Source organism: Sporosarcina cascadiensis (assembly GCF_009650995.1).
Lineage (GTDB): Bacteria > Bacillota > Bacilli > Bacillales_A > Planococcaceae > Sporosarcina > Sporosarcina cascadiensis.
In genome coordinates this window covers 1-16,588 of record NZ_WHVV01000026.1, presented here as the reverse complement: position 1 = coordinate 16,588, position 16,588 = coordinate 1, and the positions used below count along the sequence as shown (strand labels likewise).

Below are 16,588 nucleotides of genomic sequence, written 5' to 3'. Positions count from 1 at the left end.
CGATGACAGCAAAGAATCAGATTGCGATTAAGAAAACAACCAAACCAAAAGAGAAGCCGGCAGCGGATCAGCTGGCGTTCGGAACCGTATTTACTGACCATATGTTTGTCATGGACTATACAGACGGCACAGGCTGGCATGATGCGCGCATCGTGCCGTATGAGCCGTTCCTGCTTGATCCTGCAGCAATTGTCCTGCACTACGGACAGACGGTTTTTGAAGGATTAAAAGCTTATTTGACAGACGATCAGGAAGTGGTGCTGTTCCGTCCTGAAGAGAATATGAAGCGGCTGAACCGTTCCAATGACAGACTGTGCATGCCGCAGTTTGATGAAGAGTTTGTGCTGGAAGCAATGAAAGAATTAGTGTCGACTGATAAAGAGTGGATTCCAAGCAAAGAAGGAACGTCGCTATACATTCGTCCGTATATTTTTGCGACACAGGCATATTTAGGAGTCGCGCCATCTAAGACATACCGGATGATGATCATTCTTTCGCCGGTTGGTGCCTACTATAAAGAAGGTATGAACCCTGTCAAAATTGCCGTAGAATCGGAGTTTGTCCGTGCAGCAGTAGGCGGGACAGGCAGTGCGAAAACAGCCGGAAACTACGCAGGCTCTATGAAAGCACAGGAAGTTGCGGAAGCAGGCGGTTATTCGCAAGTGCTCTGGCTGGATGCAAAAGAGCATCAGTATATTGAAGAAGTCGGCGCGATGAATGTCTTCTTTAAAATTAACGGCGAAGTCATTACACCCAGCCTGAACGGCAGTATTCTGGAAGGGATCACCCGTAAATCTGTTATCGAGTTGCTGAAGTCGTGGCATATTCCTGTCATTGAACGCAAAATCTCGATTCAAGAGATTTTCGATGCGAATGAAGCCGGGACGCTCGAAGAAGCATTCGGCACAGGCACAGCAGCTGTTATTTCGCCGATGGGTGAGTTATTCTGGGGCGGTAAAAAATGTGAAATCAATGGCGGCGAGATTGGTGAGCTTTCATTAAAACTGTACGATACAATCACCGGCATCCAAACAGGTAAAAAAGAGGATCCGTTTGGCTGGATTGTTAAGGTAGACTAATCCAGAATTTGAAAGCATGGCTGAAACAACGAAACATTCGTGACAACTCCGCTTCTGTGCAGTACACTGTAAATAGTTTTGATTGAAGGGGAGTTTCTTGATGAACAAACGAATTATTGTTCTTTTCCTTGCAGTCATCGTGCTGGCGATGGCGGGATGCGGAAAAACTTCTTCCGCGCCATCTAGTGCGGAGGATTTGCTGAAAAAAGCGGATCAGGCAATGAAAGACTTACAATCGGTACATACAAGCATCGTCTTTGATGAAAGCAGCGTGACTTCTGAACCTGTAGAACGCAGCAGTAAAAAACTGCATATTCAGTCGAATGTTGAATTGGATCCGGTGAAAGTGTCCGAGGAAATCGTCTTGCAGATTCCAAAGCAGCAAGCGAAGAACCTGAAAATCTTCAGGCAGGACGAGCAGCTGGCGATTAAAGAAGAAGACGGCGAGTGGCAGAAGATGACGGACGATGAGCGCATCGAATTGCTGGATGTGTGGGTGCCATTTACGGCACCCGTCATGGATTTGTCGTTATTGGAACCATTCGTGAAAGACGCAGAGCTTGAAAAGATCGATTACGGCTATGCACTGCAATTTTCTTTGCCGCCTGCAGATTATCGTAAATTTATCGAACAAGTAGCAGTCAACAGCCCGAATCCTGAAGAATTCATCCACACCCATACCGGTTTTCCGGTGCTGGATAAAATGGATATCGAGCTAACGATCAATGAAAAAACATTCTTTGTCACTGGCATGAAGCTGTCAGCGAACGTCACAAGCTATTTTGACCGTGACTATGTCCGTTATAAGCAGAAACTGGACGTTACTTACAGTTATTTCAATGATATTGATCCGATTCAGACACCTGCTGGGGTGCTGAATTAATAGAACCCGTGGCGGCTTCGGCTGCTGCGGGTTTTTGTTTCTGTTAGAATTATATTAACTTTATTAGTCTGTTTTCAGGTTAGATAATTGGGGATGTGTGCTAACTATGAAAATGGAGTAACTCATTGTAAAAATGTTAGAAATAATTGTTATCAAGCAAAACGAGCGAGACTATTAAAGAAATATAAACTTGAATTAAAAGGGGAACATGGTAATGAATTTTCAGCGAGTTGATGTTGTATATGCACTATTATTTGATGAAAATGCAAACAAAATTCTAATGGTATTCAACAAGAATGGTACATGGTCTTTACCAGGAGGTGCAGTTGAAGTAGGAGAAACCTTGCAAGAAGCAACTGTAAGAGAAGTGAAGGAAGAAACAGGATATGATATTATGGTTGGCAATATTGTCGCATTGAATGAGGCTTTTATAGACAAAAATCATGTTTATTTTATTACTTATCATGGGCAAATAATAAAGCGACCTGAAGAAATCCCACAAGAAGAAAATATCATAAAAGTTGAATGGCTAAGCTTGGAAGATGCAGACAGATTAATGCCATATCATTCTGAAGGAATTTCGAAACTACTTACTGAATCGGGAGCCAGATATACTTTACAAAAAGGATAATTACTCTTTTGAATAGTTGACTATAGGGCTCTTTAATGAATATCAGTAAAGCCTATACCATACATAACAATTTTCCACATTAGTGCGCTGTTGCTTTATAAGTAATTGCGTCTATATCGTAATCAGGACAAATTGTTAGATACACTTAATCCCAGCATAGCATTCATGAAACCAATTACTTGGACCGGGGCCATGCTTGATAATAACGTTATTGTAATGTACGGAACGCGCACGCCGGCTCGAGCTTAAATAGTTTCCTTGAATGGAGCATATTTTTGCGATAGAATGGGTATAGATAGTAAAAGAGAGAAGAGCTCGAACTCTCCTGCAGCCTCTACCGTCCAGGCGAGTGGTTGTCAATTAAAAACTACTTTTTGTTTCGAGAACCACCCTTATGCTTGCGACGGCCAAGGGTGGATTTCTTTTTGTCTAAAAAAGTTTTCTGAAAGAAGTGCGCGCTAATCGCACGCATAATTCCTTTCAGTACTTCTTTTAAAAACTCAAGAAATAATTCCATGATGATCACCCCCTTTCCGGTTAAGGAAAGGGCCAGTGACAACCATCCACCCATACAATTTTGGCTACCCTATAATACTATCAGATTCTATTTAAAACAAAGAGATCAATCGCATAACCTCAACTGTTATTTACGATAATCATGTAAAGAATGAGTCATCCAGGATTTATTCTGATCTTAACGGAAAGTTACGGAATTACGTTTATAAAAAGTGTTTTTAAAGATATAAACAAAAAACCCACGAGATTATCGTGGATTTTTTTCGCCTTTAAAAGAAAGCAATCGCTTATATATCGCAGCCATCCGTGTCTCGTCGCCTGCTTCAACCGGCGAATAAAACTTGGTTCCCGCCAGACTGTCAGGCAAATACTGCTGATCGGTCCAGCCGCCGAAAGAACCGACGGGCGTGTCATGTGGATAGACATATCCGCCATGGCCGAGCTGTTCTGCTCCGCTGTAATGCGTATCGCGTAAATGCGGTGGAATTTCGCCGGTCTGCTGAGTGCGAAGAGTTTTCGTTGCCGCATCAATCGCCCTGTAGGCAGAGTTCGATTTAGAAGCCAGGCACATTTCCACCGTCACGACGGAAAGAGGAATGCGTGCTTCCGGCATGCCGAGCCGTAACGCTGCCTCCACAGCTGCCACCACGTGCGCTCCAACGTCAGGCGCAGCCAGTCCAATATCTTCGTAGCTCATGACGAGCAAGCGACGCGTGACGGCTGTCAGATCACCAATCTCCAGCAGCTGGGCTAAATAATAAAGTGCTGCGTTGACATCACTGCCGCGCACACTCTTTTGCAGTGCAGACAGCAAGTTATAATGATGGGAACCTTTTTTATCGCCGAGCAGGCTGACGCGCTGCAGCAGCTGATTCAATAAATCGTCTTCTACAATGATCTTGCCGTCTTCCTCGTCACTTGCTGCGAGCAGAGACTCCAAGAACGTCAGCGATTTTCTTGCATCTCCATTGACGCCTTCTGCGATTTTCTCCAGCTGCTCAGTCGTAATTTCGATGTCTTCCTGTCCAAGCCCTTTTTTCTCATCCTTCAATGTCCGCTGAAGTAAATCCAATAAGTCTTCTGGTTGCAGCCGTTTTAATTGGACGATTTCGCCGCATCTGGAGCGGATCGCGGGATTGACGTCATGAAAAGGGTTTTCAGTCGTCGCGCCGATCAGGACGATGGCGCCGCTTTCGACATGCGGCAGAAGCGTATCCTGCTGTAGCTTATTGAAACGGTGAATTTCATCCAGGAACAGCAGGACTTTTCCGGTCATGCGCGCTTCTTTCACTACATCTTCCACATCTTTCTTTCCTGCGACTGTCGCATTGAGCGCGATGAACGGCAATTTAGAAGTTCCTGCGATTGCATGGGCAAGGGAAGTCTTGCCGATTCCTGGTTCTCCGTATAGTAAAAGAGAGGGAACATGCCCCTTCTTGATCATTCGGTAGAGAGGGGTGTCTTTGCCAATGACATGTTCCTGACCGATGACTTCATCAATCGTTTCAGGGCGCATGCGGAAGGCCAAAGGTTCGTTATGCATCTATATCAATCCTCCGTACATTTGTTCCTTAAGTATAACGTAATAGGTGAATGAAGTCATTTCAAAGAATCAGTGATAAAATTATGCTATACTAACTTCAGCTATTTTAGTAAAGGACGATGCCAAAATGAAGATTTCCACTAAAGGTCGATACGGACTGACAGTCATTGTAGAATTAGGAAGAAAATACGGAGAAGGACCTGTGCCGCTGCGTAAGATTGCAGAAGAGCAAAGTCTTTCGGAAGCGTATCTAGAGCAGCTGATTCCGCCACTTCGCAACAGCGGTCTTGTGAAGAGCGTGCGCGGAGCATACGGAGGCTATAAACTCGCAAAAGAACCTTCGCAAATTACAGCCGGCGATGTCATTCGTTTACTCGAAGGACCGATTCAGCTGGTTGAAGGTCTTGACGACGACCATATTCCGCAGAGAGAACTGTGGAGCCGGATCGGGGATGCCATTCGTGGAGTACTGGATCACACAACCATCAAAGATTTAATTGAATTTGATGATTCACCATCTCAAGATGAATACATGTTTTATATTTAAAGGAGTTAACCCGAATGAAAGAAGCCATTTATTTAGACTACGCCGCCACTACGCCCATGCATCCGGCTGTGCTTGAGAAGTTCACAGCTTCATTGGCAGAAACTTTCGGCAATCCGTCAAGCACGCATCAGTTCGGCAGAAATTCAAAAAAACTGCTGGAAGAATCCCGCAGCATACTTGCGAAATCAATAGGTGCGAACCCGAATGAGATTATTTTCACTTCAGGAGGGACAGAAGCAGATAACCTCGCCATATTCGGTACAGTACAGGCAATGAAGCATAAAGGAAATCATATTATCACAACCAAAATTGAACACCATGCCGTGTTAAATCCTTGTAAACGACTGGAGTCACAAGGCTTTGAAGTCACTTATTTGGAACCGGACCGTTTTGGAATGATCACGGCTCAGCAAGTGCAGGATGCGTTGACGGATAAAACGATTCTCGTTACCATCATGTACGGAAATAATGAAGTCGGCACAATACTGCCAATCCAGGAAATTGGTGAAATTCTGCAGTCACACCAGGCAGTTTTCCATACGGACGCGGTACAGGCGTATGGTTTGTCTCATATAAATGTCGATGAACTGAAAATCGACCTGCTTTCTGTCACTGCTCATAAACTCAATGGGCCTAAAGGAATCGGTTTCCTTTATCAGCGAAATGGCACGCAGCTGGACTCACTGTCTTTAGGCGGCGGCCAGGAGAAGAAGCGCCGTGCGGGTACAGAGAATGTACCGGCAGCTGCAGCATTTGCGGAGGCTGTTACTATCGCTGAACAGACGAAAGATGAAAAATCAGCTGCCTATATATCGTACAAACAGACGATGCTTGCGATCTTCGGACAAAATGAGTTGGCATTTGAGCCGACGCTGTCCGAATCCGTTCCTCAGCTGCCGCACGTATTTCATGTATCGTTTCCAGGAACAGATGTGGAAACGTTCTTGATGAGTCTCGACATAGAAGGCGTAGCGGTATCAAGCGGTTCTGCTTGTTCTGCCGGCTCTTTTGAACCGTCACATGTCATCACGGCGATGTTCGGAAACGATTCGGACAGAGCACGCAATTCCATTCGGATCAGTTTCGGCTATGGTTTGGATCAGTCTGAAATTGAAGAAGCAGCACAAAGAATAGCCGCTGTCGTAAAGCGTCTAGTAAAATGAACCAGTAAAGGATGAAGTTGAAATGAGAACGACAAAAGCGCCTGCAGATACCCGGATCGTCGTTGGTATGTCCGGCGGGGTGGATTCCTCGGTAGCAGCTTTACTGCTGAAACAGCAAGGCTATGAAGTGATTGGGATCTTCATGAAAAACTGGGATGATACCGATGAAACGGGACATTGTACCGCAACAGAAGATTTTGAGGATGTACGCAGTGTATGTGACCAGATTGGCATACCTTACTACTCTGTTAATTTTGAAAAACAATATTGGGATAAGGTGTTCACTTATTTCCTTGAAGAATATAAAGCCGGACGCACGCCGAATCCGGATGTAATGTGCAATAAAGAAATTAAATTTAACGCGTTTCTTGAGCACGCCAAGAGCCTGGGAGCCGACTTCCTTGCAACCGGGCACTATGCGCAGGTGGTGGAGAGAGAAGACGGTGTGGCCATGCTGAGAGGCGTTGACAATAACAAAGATCAAACTTATTTCCTTAATCAATTGTCACAGGAGCAGCTGCAGCAAGTAATGTTCCCTTTAGGACACTTGGAGAAATCCAGCGTCCGTGAAATAGCAGAAGCAGCTGGACTTGCGACAGCAAAGAAAAAAGATTCAACGGGAATCTGCTTCATTGGTGAACGGAATTTTAAAGAGTTTCTCAGTGAGTACCTTCCTGCGATTCCGGGCGAGATGCAGACGATGGACGGAAAAGTGATGGGTACGCATGACGGTTTGATGTATCATACGATCGGTCAGCGTCACGGTCTCGGCATTGGCGGAGAGGGGGAGCCTTGGTTCGCGGTAGGCAAGGATTTGGAACGCAATGTATTGCTGGTTGAACAAGGTTTCCACCATGAGGCACTGTATTCAACGAGCTTAAAAGCAACGGATATGAATATAAGTACGACGAAGAATTTACCGGAGACATTTGAGTGTTCAGCTAAATTCCGCTATCGTCAGCCGGATACACAGGTCACCGTTACACTCTCAGGCGATCAGGCAATCGTTACGTTTGCCGAGCCTGTACGTGCAGTGACTCCCGGACAGGCAGTCGTCTTGTATGACGGAGAAGAATGTCTCGGCGGCGGTACAATTGACGAAGTGTTTAAAGACGGCAGCAAGCTAACATATGTAGGGTAAGGAGGCAGAAATATGTCCGCTCAGAATGAAGCAATCAAAGAAATGCAGGATGGCAACTATGAAAAAGCAGTCGAATTGTTCATGAAATCCATTGAGGAAAATCCAGATGATGCAACAGGCTATATTAATATCGGCAATATTTTTGCATCGCTCGGAGACGCTGAGCGCGCAGAGCCGTTCTTTCAAAAGGCATTGACGCTCGACGATCAGGCAGGCACGGCATTTTACGGTCTGGCGAATCTTTATTACAATCAGGAGCGTTTTGACGAGGCGGCCAAACTTTATGAAAAAGCCGTGCAGGCCGGCCTTGAATCATCTGACGCGTATTTCATGCTGGGAAAAAGTCTGGAACAGGCAGGCAGCGATCGGCTCGCTCTGCCTTATATGCAGCGGGCTGTCGAACTGGCTGAAGAAGATCTTGAAGTTCTGCTGTCCTACGGGATTTTATTGGCGAAGCTTGAATTGTTTATCGAAGCACGTCCGGTGTTTGAGACGATTTTGGAGAGCGATTCGGAACACGCGGATGCACACTATAATTTGGGGGTTCTCTATGCAGTCTCGACTGAGGATAAAGACAGTGCCCAAACACATCTTGAGCGTGCGTTTACCATCGAACCCGATCACACGCAGGCGCGCTATATATATGACATGATTCAGCTTGGAAACGAGCAGGGCGAATAATAACGGAGAAAGGGGGAGCGCCTTATGACGAATGAAGAGGAACAGTATTTGATTGGCAGACCAGTCGTAACGATTTTCCATAACTCGACAAATCTATTTTCCATTGTGAAAATGAAAGTCACTTCCACTAATACCGATTACCGTGATAAAGAAATCGTCATTAAAGGCTCCTTCCCTCCTTTAATTCCTGAAGAAGATTATAAATTCACCGGCAGACTGGTGAATCACCCCGTGCATGGCCAGCAGTTTGATGTCCAGACGTTTGCCAAGGAGCTGCCGGCAACTGAAGCCGGGCTGGTCCACTATTTGTCAGGAGATTTATTTCCTGGTATCGGCAAAAAGACGGCTAGTGATATTGTAAAGACACTCGGTAACAACGTCATCCAGAAAATTTTAGAGGATCGGTCGGTGCTGGATCAAATTCCGCGGTTGAGTGACGAACGGAAAGATACACTAGTTGCAGTTCTGCAGGAAAACTTAGGGTTAGAGAGGACAATGGTTCAGCTCAATGAATGGGGTTTCGGTCCTCAGGTGGCGATGCGGATCTATCAGCTGTATCAAGACGATGCGATTGAAATTCTTTCGGAGAATCCGTATCGTTTGATTAAGGAAATCGAAGGAATCGGCTTTCAGCGGGCGGATGATCTCGCTCAGCAATTAGGGTTAGTCGGCGATCACCCCGCGCGCATCAAAGCAGCCGTCTATTACTCTGTACATAATGAAGTCCAGTCTGCAGGACATGTCTACGTGGAAGCGGAAACAATTTTACCCCAGGCTAAGCAATTATTGGAGACAAGCCAGCCGTATCAAATTTCCTATGATTCGCTTTCGCAGGCTGTCATCGAACTGGTGGAAGAAGGGACGCTGTCTGCTGAAAAACAGCGGCTTTATTTGCCGTCGCTATATTTTTCGGAATTGGGAATTGCGGCGAAAGTTCATCGTATTCTGGAAAATGAAGTAGATGAACAGTTTCCCGCATCTGAAATCCGCAAAGCAATTGGTGAAATTGAAGAGCGTCTGGGAGTGCAATATGCGGAAACGCAGGTAGAAGCGATTGAAAAAGCGCTGCATTCTTCACTGCTAGTACTGACAGGCGGACCGGGAACAGGTAAAACGACTGTGATCAGAGGGTTAGTGGAAGCCTATGCGGAACTGCATGGTCTTTCACTCGATCTCGAGGAATATGTCCGCAAAAAAGAACCGTTTCCAATAATTCTGGCAGCACCGACTGGGCGTGCAGCCAAGCGTATGTCGGAAGCGACCGGTCTGCCGGCGATGACGATCCATCGGCTGCTCGGTTTTACCGGTCAGGAATCGGAAGAGGAGACGGAGCGCGAAGTCGACGGCAATCTTATCATCATTGATGAAACGTCCATGGTCGATACGTGGCTGATGCACCAATTGCTGAAAGCAGTGCGCGATGACGCACAACTTTTATTTGTAGGTGATCAGGATCAGTTGCCTTCCGTCGGTCCAGGTCAGGTACTGCACGATTTCATGCAGTCTGGTGAGATACCTGTCGTCGAGCTGACCGATATTTTCCGGCAGAGCGAAGGATCCACCATTATTGAAATGGCGCATATGATCAAGCAGAAGAAATGGTCGATGGATGTGTCGAAAAAAACGTCAGACCGCTCATTCATCCGTGCTTCCAGCGAGCAGATTTTGCCTGCAGTGAAACAGATTATTCAAAGTGCGTTGTCGAAAGGCCATTCCATTAAGGATATCCAAGTGCTTGCGCCAATGTATAAAGGACCTGCAGGCATTGACGGACTGAATAAAATGATTCAGGAAATCACCAATCCGCCGGCCCACGGCAGAAAAGAAATGACTTTCGGTGAAACGACCTACCGTGTGGGAGATAAAGTGCTGCAGCTCGTCAACCAGCCGGAAAGCAACGTATTTAATGGGGATATGGGAGAAGTCGTGGCGATTATGCTGGCCAAAGAGACAACCGATAAAAAAGCGATACTCGTCGTGTCTTATGACGGCAATGAAGTGACTTATGAGCGAGGCGACCTCAATCAAATTACACTGGCTTACTGCTGTTCCATCCATAAATCGCAAGGAAGCGAATTTCCGATTGTCGTAATGCCCATTGTTCGCAGTCAACGAAAAATGCTTCGCCGAAATTTACTTTATACAGGAATTACACGTGCGAAAAACTTCTTGATTTTATGCGGTGAAGCCGAGGAATTCAAGGCGGGTATTGAGCGGACTGACGAAACCGAACGCCAAACGACGTTGAAGGAACGAATTTCAGGTATGATAGAGGAAATGGAAGAGCCGGCCCCGGCAGTGAGAGAAGAAACTGCGGCAGAACAGCCGGCAGAACTTTTCGTGGAAGCCGGACCTGCTAAGCTGACGATGGATAACTTCCGCACCGTAGATCCGATGATTGGCATGTCGGATGTCACACCTCTCCAATTTCTTTAGGTGACTGATTGACAAAGCGGGAGAACTTTCCTATAATTCGTTTAGAAATATCGAAAAACGTTGAAGGAACGAGTACTCCAGTATCCAGTGCAAAAGAAAAGAGCTTCCAGGCTGAAAAAGCTCGCACGGAAACTGGAGGAACGCTATTCCTAAGTTGTAGCTAATCCCTGCCGTCTTGCTGCGTTAAAGCAACTCGAGATACCGCATATAGCGGTAATTAGGGTGGTACCGCGATCAATGAAACCTTCGCCCCTTTATTTAAGGGGGGGAGTTTTTTTAATTTTTAGGAGGAGTATACGATGAAAAAACTTACGGCATCTGAAATTCGCCAACTATTTTTAGACTATTTTAAAGAGCACGGACATAATGTAGAACCATCAGCTGCATTAGTACCGGTTGATGATCCTTCATTATTATGGATTAACAGCGGTGTCGCAACATTGAAGAAATATTTCGATGGACGGGTCATTCCTGAGAATCCAAGAATTGCAAACGCACAGAAATCAATCCGTACGAATGACATTGAAAATGTCGGCTACACAGCACGCCACCATACGTTCTTTGAAATGCTCGGGAATTTTTCAATCGGTGATTACTTCAAAGAGGAAGCGATTATTCGTGCGTGGGATTTCCTGACAAATGAACAATGGATTGGTTTTGATCCGGAATTGCTTGCTGTCACGATTCATCCGGAAGACGAAGAAGCCTATACGATCTGGAAAGACCGGATCGGTATTCCAGTTGAACGCATAATCCGGCTGGAAGGAAACTTCTGGGATATCGGCGAAGGCCCAAGCGGACCGAACTCCGAAATCTTCTATGACCGCGGAGCTTCATACGGCAATGACTTTTCTGATCCGGAACTGTATCCAGGCGGAGAAAACGACCGGTATCTGGAAATCTGGAACTTGGTATTCTCTGAGTTCAATCACAATCCGGACCATACGTATACACCGCTTCCGAAAAAGAACATCGATACAGGGATGGGGCTTGAGCGGATGGCTTCCGTTATCCAGGATGTGCCGACAAACTTCGATACAGATCTGTTCTTGCCAATCATCGAAGCGGTTGAAAACGTTTCAGGCAGAAAGTATGGCGAAACAGCGGAAGCAGATACGGCATTCAAAGTCATTGCGGATCACATTCGTACTGTCGCATTCGCAATCGGTGACGGGGCACTGCCATCCAATGAGGGCCGCGGGTACGTACTGCGCCGTCTGTTAAGAAGAGCAGTCCGCTTCGCTAAGCAGCTTGGAATCGAAAAGCCGTTCATGTATATGCTGGTCCCAATTGTCGGAGATGTCATGAAAGATTTCTATCCGGAAGTAAATGATAAACAGGCATTTATCATGAAAGTTGTGAAAAATGAAGAAGACCGTTTCCACGAAACACTGCATGATGGAATGGCAATTCTTTCTACGATTATCGAGAAAGCAAAAGTGTCTGAAGTGCCGCTTGTTTCGGGAAGCGATGCATTTAAGTTATATGACACCTATGGTTTTCCATTCGAACTGACAGAAGAATTTGCGCTGGAAGAAAATGTAGCGGTTGACCGCATCGGATTCGACGAAGAAATGGCGGCACAGCGGAACCGTGCGCGTGCAGCAAGAGCGGACACGGATTCCATGCACGTGCAGTCGGGTGTGCTTGGCGACATTCACCAGCCGAGTGAATTTATTGGCTATCAGCAAATGCAGACGGATGCTTCCATTATTGTTTTGCTGAAGGATGGCCAGCTGATTTCGCACGCGTCAGAAGGAGAGACAGTACAGGTTATTTTGAACCAGACACCTTTCTATGCAGAAAGCGGCGGACAGATCGCTGATAAAGGAACCTTGACGAATGAATCGTTCACAGCGGAAATTCAAGATGTTCAAAAAGCACCGAACGGCCAAAACCTTCATACGGTCTATATCAATTCCGGTGAGATGAATGAAGGCGCTGCAGTGATGGCGAAGGTGAATGCCTATGCGCGCAGTCTGACAGTTAAGAACCATACGGCTACTCACTTATTGCACCGTGCGCTGAAAGATGTACTGGGTGAGCATGTGAATCAAGCGGGGTCTTATGTCGGACCTGACCGTTTGCGTTTCGACTTCTCACACTTCGGACAAGTTACGAAGGACGAGCTCGAACGCATTGAATACCAAGTCAATGAACAAATTTGGGCAAGCACTCCTGTACAGACGTCACTCGCTCCGATCGCGGAAGCAAAAGAGATGGGCGCCATGGCATTGTTCGGCGAAAAATATGGAGACATCGTACGTGTAGTTCAAGTCGGCGACTACTCCATCGAATTATGCGGAGGCTGCCACGTCAGTAATACTGCTGAAATTAACGTCTTCAAGATTCTGTCTGAAGGCGGTATAGGAGCAGGTACGCGCCGAATCGAAGCTTTCACAGGGGGACAGGCCTTTAAATCGTTTAAAGACGATCAGCACACGATCGAACAAGTTGCATCCGCTGCAAAAGCGACACCGAAAAACGTGGTGACGAAAGTGGAATCCATTCTGGCGGAATTTAAAGATCTTCAGCGGGAAAATGAATCGCTGGCTGCAAAAATGGGCAACAGCCAATTGGCAGATGTCATGGAAACTGCACGCCAAGTCGAAGACGTCACGGTTATTTCCGCGCATGTTGAAGTGAAAGATAATAATGGTCTTCGCCAATTAATTGATGAATTGAAACAAAAGACTGCAAAAGGCGTTATTGTATTAGGAACAGTCACAGGCGGTAAAGTTATGCTAGCGGCAGGCGTTACAAATGACCTGCAAAACAGCGGCTACCATGCAGGGAAAATCGTCAGCCATGTTGCGTCACTATGCGACGGAAAAGGCGGCGGTCGTCCGGATATGGCAATGGCCGGAGCGAAAGACGCAACTAAACTTGATGATGCGCTGCAATCCGTGTATGATTATGTAAAATCTGTTTAATCGAATCAGACAATTTTTTTCTGTTCGCATCAGTCAATATACTGACAGTAAGCAGTGTGATTTTCTGCAAAACAGAAGAACGATTGTTTACTATACACATAACGGAAACAGGAAAGCGGGGTGTCGAGTATGAGTTCATCTGATGAAACGATGAAGTTCAACTTTCCGGAAGAATCAATGGAAGAAGAAGTAAAGTCGGTCATGCTCCATGTTTACAAGGCACTGGAGGAAAAAGGCTATAACCCGATCAACCAGATTGTCGGCTATCTGCTGTCTGGCGATCCTGCCTATATTCCGCGCCATGAAGACGCTCGCAGTTTAATACGAAAGTTAGAACGAGATGAAATTCTCGAGGAATTGGTAAAGTTCTACATTCGAGAGAATAGAGGCCTGACCAAATGAGAATAATGGGATTGGATGTCGGCACGAAAACTGTCGGCATCGCAATTAGCGACAGTTTCGGCTGGACAGCTCAAGGTATTGAAACCATCAAGATTGATGAAAGTGCCGGTAATTTTGGCCTGAAACGGGTTGAAGAACTGACAAAGGAATATGAAGTCCAGGAATTTGTGGTCGGCTATCCGAAAAATATGAATAATACGATCGGCCCTCGCGGAGAGGCTTCGGAGAACTATGCGGAGAAACTGCGTGAGAAGTTTGGCCTGCCTGCAATTCTGTGGGACGAGCGTTTGACGACAATGGCTGCCGAGCGCGTGCTGATTGAAGCGGATGTCAGCCGTAAAAAGCGTAAATCCGTGATTGATAAGATGGCAGCTGTTATGATATTACAGGGCTACCTGGATTCAAAAAAATTTTAGAGGTGATCAGAATGGAACATGGACAAGAAACAATGACAATCGTAGATGAGAATGGTGAAGAGCATGTTTGTGAAGTGATCTTAACATTTGATTCGAAGGAATATGAAAGATCTTACGTGCTTTATCACATTTTGGACGGAGAAGAAGTAGACGATGACGAGGAAGTTGAAATCCACGCGTCTGCTTTCATTCCGACTGAAGAGGGCGAAGAAGGCGGCTCGTTGCTGGAGATCGAATCAGACGAAGAGTGGGACATGATCGAAGAAGTGCTGAATACGTTCCTTGATGAAGAAGAAGAGTAAGAAAAAATGATGTGACGGACGGAATGGTGCGGACCGTTCCGTCTTTTTTCACATCCCTGTAAATTAACGGGTTCAGCGAGGGAAAAAGAGGTGTGCCGAATGGAAAAAGAGCCCCAGCGTAAAAAGGAAGTAATGTTTCAACGCATGCTTGAACAAAAGGAAGAAGTGAGAACAGTTCGAAAAATTGTATTTTGGATCGTTGCAGTCATTTTGGCTGTTGGAATCATCGGCAGCTTCTCAATCTATACATACATAAAAAGTGCACTGAAGCCAGTTGATCCAGACTCGGAAAAGATTGTAGAAGTGGAAATTCCAATTGGTTCTGGATTAGATATTATCTCAGAAAGACTTGAAGAAAAAGGCATTATTAAAAACGCCCGGATCTTTAAATACTATGCAAAAGTAAATAATGAATCAGATTTTCAAGCGGGGAAGTACGGCTTGACGCAGGCGATGACACCGGATGAACTGATTCAGAGCCTGAAAACAGGTGTAGTATACAGGACGCCTGCGTTTACTCTGACGATCCCGGAAGGCCTGACACTCGATCAGATCGCAAAGAGAACAGCGGATAAAACATCAGTGACTGCTGAAGAATTCATGAAATTTGTGACCAGTGACGAAGCTGTTCAGCGATATATAATGAAATATCCTGAGGTCGTGACAGATGAAGTGCAGCAAGAAAATGTGCGCTATGCACTGGAGGGCTACTTATTTCCGGCCACTTATCCATTCTATGAAGACAATCCTTCTGTAGAAGCGATCGTTGATGTAATGGTGGAAGGGACCGTGCAGAATATTATTCCTTTCCAAGGGTATTTAGAAGAGAATGAAAAAACGCCGCACTGGCTTCTGACGTTTGCTTCATTGCTGGAAAAAGAAGCGACCAGCAAGGCGGACCGTGAGACGATTGCGAGCGTATTCTATAATCGAATAGAAGAAGGCATGCCATTGCAGACGGATCCGACCGTTTTATATGCGCTCGGTGAGCATAAAGACCGTGTTCTGAATGAAGACTTGAAAGTAGAAGATGCCTATAATACGTATCAGAACAAAGGGCTGCCGCCGGGACCGATTGCAAACGCAGGGGCTGCTTCACTGCAGGCGGCTGTAGAGCCTTCTGAAACGAAATATTTATTCTTCTTGGCGGATAAAGATGGCGTGAATCATTTTGCAAAGACTTATGATGAACATTTAAAGAATAAAGCAGAGTATATCGACAGCCAGAATAAATAAGAATTTTTCTTTTAAAGGGGAATTTGTATGACGGATTATCATGCCTATATCAGCCGTTTTGCAGAAAATAAAGAGCAGCTGATAAAAGAGATGGAGCAGTATGCCGAGGAATTTCATGTTCCCATCATGGATGATGCGGGGCTGAATACGCTGATCGGACTGCTTCAAATCCAGCAGCCTGCGCGCATCCTTGAAATTGGCAGCGCAATTGGTTACTCAGCAATCCGTTTAGCCGCAGCATTTCCAGACGCCTTCATTTATACAGTTGAACGCGATGAGGAGCGCTATTTGAAAGCAGTGGAACATATTGAACGAAGCGGACTCTCTGAACGAATTCAGATTGTTCATGAAGATGCCTTGGAACTGGATACTGAAAAACTGCCGGAAGAATCGTTTGATGCGCTGTTCATCGATGCGGCAAAAGGGCAATACCAGAAGTTCTTTGAGAAATACAGCCCTTTCATTTGTGCGAAAGGTGTCATTTATTGCGATAATATGTTTATGCATGGAGCGGTACTGCTTGACGATGCAGACTTGCCGAAGAGAAATCGTACGATGATTCGTAATCTGCATAAATTTACTCAGTGGGCAATGGACAATGAAGCATATGATACTTCGCTTCTGCCCGTTGGCGACGGTATTTTGATAGCGGTGAAAAAGGAATAGCAGGCAATAAAGG

At 45.7% G+C, this 16,588-nt stretch carries 16 protein-coding genes; 14 read left to right on the top strand and 2 right to left on the bottom strand.

Annotated elements, in window-relative coordinates; translation table 11 throughout:
• The first annotated feature begins 2 nt into the window (after positions 1-2).
• From GDZ68_RS17140 to GDZ68_RS17130, 3 genes are all read left to right on the top strand, one after another.
• Positions 3-1,079 (top strand): branched-chain amino acid aminotransferase, encoded by a 1,077-nt coding sequence (locus GDZ68_RS17140; RefSeq protein WP_153723541.1) that lies wholly within the window; start codon positions 3-5, stop codon positions 1,077-1,079.
• Positions 1,080-1,179: 100 nt separating this feature from the next.
• On the top strand, positions 1,180-1,962 hold the full coding sequence (locus GDZ68_RS17135) for a DUF6612 family protein (RefSeq protein WP_153723540.1): 783 nt from the start codon (positions 1,180-1,182) through the stop codon (positions 1,960-1,962).
• Positions 1,963-2,176: 214 nt separating this feature from the next.
• Positions 2,177-2,593, top strand: a complete 417-nt coding sequence (locus GDZ68_RS17130) for an NUDIX hydrolase (protein WP_153723539.1) — start codon at positions 2,177-2,179, stop codon at positions 2,591-2,593.
• A 367-nt stretch (positions 2,594-2,960) separates the two neighbouring features.
• On the opposite strand, the gene GDZ68_RS18135 is transcribed toward GDZ68_RS17130, so the two are convergent.
• Complete coding sequence (locus GDZ68_RS18135) at positions 2,961-3,110, bottom strand: hypothetical protein (RefSeq protein WP_194841219.1); 150 nt, start codon at positions 3,108-3,110, stop codon at positions 2,961-2,963.
• A gap of 246 nt (positions 3,111-3,356) precedes the next feature.
• A complete protein-coding gene (locus GDZ68_RS17125) occupies positions 3,357-4,652 on the bottom strand; it encodes a replication-associated recombination protein A (protein WP_153723538.1) in 1,296 nt (431 codons plus the stop codon).
• A 127-nt stretch (positions 4,653-4,779) separates the two neighbouring features.
• Between GDZ68_RS17125 and cymR the strand changes: the two genes are divergently transcribed.
• The 11 genes from cymR to GDZ68_RS17070 all read left to right on the top strand — a co-directional run bounded on the left by cymR (position 4,780) and on the right by GDZ68_RS17070 (position 16,575).
• A complete protein-coding gene (cymR, locus tag GDZ68_RS17120; RefSeq protein ID WP_153723537.1) occupies positions 4,780-5,199 on the top strand; it encodes a cysteine metabolism transcriptional regulator CymR in 420 nt (139 codons plus the stop codon).
• A 14-nt stretch (positions 5,200-5,213) separates the two neighbouring features.
• Positions 5,214-6,362, top strand: a complete 1,149-nt coding sequence (locus GDZ68_RS17115) for a cysteine desulfurase family protein (RefSeq protein WP_153723536.1) — start codon at positions 5,214-5,216, stop codon at positions 6,360-6,362.
• 22 nt (positions 6,363-6,384) lie between these two features.
• Positions 6,385-7,503, top strand: a complete 1,119-nt coding sequence (mnmA, locus tag GDZ68_RS17110) for a tRNA 2-thiouridine(34) synthase MnmA (protein WP_153723535.1) — start codon at positions 6,385-6,387, stop codon at positions 7,501-7,503.
• Between the two features lie 12 nt (positions 7,504-7,515).
• Positions 7,516-8,184, top strand: a complete 669-nt coding sequence (locus GDZ68_RS17105; RefSeq protein ID WP_153723534.1) for a tetratricopeptide repeat protein — start codon at positions 7,516-7,518, stop codon at positions 8,182-8,184.
• 24 nt (positions 8,185-8,208) lie between these two features.
• Complete coding sequence (gene recD2 / locus GDZ68_RS17100) at positions 8,209-10,620, top strand: SF1B family DNA helicase RecD2 (RefSeq protein WP_153723533.1); 2,412 nt, start codon at positions 8,209-8,211, stop codon at positions 10,618-10,620.
• Positions 10,621-10,919: 299 nt separating this feature from the next.
• The gene (gene alaS / locus GDZ68_RS17095; protein ID WP_153723532.1) at positions 10,920-13,553 is read left to right on the top strand and encodes an alanine--tRNA ligase; all 2,634 of its coding nucleotides are present in this window, start codon (positions 10,920-10,922) and stop codon (positions 13,551-13,553) included.
• 129 nt (positions 13,554-13,682) lie between these two features.
• Entirely contained in the window at positions 13,683-13,955 is a 273-nt protein-coding gene (locus GDZ68_RS17090; RefSeq protein WP_153723531.1) for an IreB family regulatory phosphoprotein, read from the top strand.
• Positions 13,952-14,371, top strand: coding sequence for a Holliday junction resolvase RuvX (ruvX, locus tag GDZ68_RS17085; protein WP_153723530.1), 420 nt, complete (start codon positions 13,952-13,954; stop codon positions 14,369-14,371). The genes GDZ68_RS17090 and ruvX overlap by 4 nt, the downstream gene beginning before the upstream one ends.
• 11 nt (positions 14,372-14,382) lie before the next feature.
• On the top strand, positions 14,383-14,673 hold the full coding sequence (locus GDZ68_RS17080; RefSeq protein ID WP_153723529.1) for a DUF1292 domain-containing protein: 291 nt from the start codon (positions 14,383-14,385) through the stop codon (positions 14,671-14,673).
• A 99-nt stretch (positions 14,674-14,772) separates the two neighbouring features.
• Entirely contained in the window at positions 14,773-15,909 is a 1,137-nt protein-coding gene (mltG, locus tag GDZ68_RS17075) for an endolytic transglycosylase MltG (RefSeq protein ID WP_153723528.1), read from the top strand.
• A gap of 27 nt (positions 15,910-15,936) precedes the next feature.
• A complete protein-coding gene (locus tag GDZ68_RS17070; protein WP_153723527.1) occupies positions 15,937-16,575 on the top strand; it encodes an O-methyltransferase in 639 nt (212 codons plus the stop codon).
• The last annotated feature ends 13 nt before the right edge of the window (positions 16,576-16,588 follow it).

Coding starts and splice junctions, on each gene's coding strand:
- GDZ68_RS17140 (WP_153723541.1), top strand. CDS start 3: ATGACAGCAAAGAATCAGATTGCGATTAAGAAAACAACCAAACCAAAA.
- GDZ68_RS17135 (WP_153723540.1), top strand. CDS start 1,180: ATGAACAAACGAATTATTGTTCTTTTCCTTGCAGTCATCGTGCTGGCG.
- GDZ68_RS17130 (WP_153723539.1), top strand. CDS start 2,177: ATGAATTTTCAGCGAGTTGATGTTGTATATGCACTATTATTTGATGAA.
- GDZ68_RS18135 (WP_194841219.1), bottom strand. CDS start 3,110: ATGGAATTATTTCTTGAGTTTTTAAAAGAAGTACTGAAAGGAATTATG.
- GDZ68_RS17125 (WP_153723538.1), bottom strand. CDS start 4,652: ATGCATAACGAACCTTTGGCCTTCCGCATGCGCCCTGAAACGATTGAT.
- cymR (WP_153723537.1), top strand. CDS start 4,780: ATGAAGATTTCCACTAAAGGTCGATACGGACTGACAGTCATTGTAGAA.
- GDZ68_RS17115 (WP_153723536.1), top strand. CDS start 5,214: ATGAAAGAAGCCATTTATTTAGACTACGCCGCCACTACGCCCATGCAT.
- mnmA (WP_153723535.1), top strand. CDS start 6,385: ATGAGAACGACAAAAGCGCCTGCAGATACCCGGATCGTCGTTGGTATG.
- GDZ68_RS17105 (WP_153723534.1), top strand. CDS start 7,516: ATGTCCGCTCAGAATGAAGCAATCAAAGAAATGCAGGATGGCAACTAT.
- recD2 (WP_153723533.1), top strand. CDS start 8,209: ATGACGAATGAAGAGGAACAGTATTTGATTGGCAGACCAGTCGTAACG.
- alaS (WP_153723532.1), top strand. CDS start 10,920: ATGAAAAAACTTACGGCATCTGAAATTCGCCAACTATTTTTAGACTAT.
- GDZ68_RS17090 (WP_153723531.1), top strand. CDS start 13,683: ATGAGTTCATCTGATGAAACGATGAAGTTCAACTTTCCGGAAGAATCA.
- ruvX (WP_153723530.1), top strand. CDS start 13,952: ATGAGAATAATGGGATTGGATGTCGGCACGAAAACTGTCGGCATCGCA.
- GDZ68_RS17080 (WP_153723529.1), top strand. CDS start 14,383: ATGGAACATGGACAAGAAACAATGACAATCGTAGATGAGAATGGTGAA.
- mltG (WP_153723528.1), top strand. CDS start 14,773: ATGGAAAAAGAGCCCCAGCGTAAAAAGGAAGTAATGTTTCAACGCATG.
- GDZ68_RS17070 (WP_153723527.1), top strand. CDS start 15,937: ATGACGGATTATCATGCCTATATCAGCCGTTTTGCAGAAAATAAAGAG.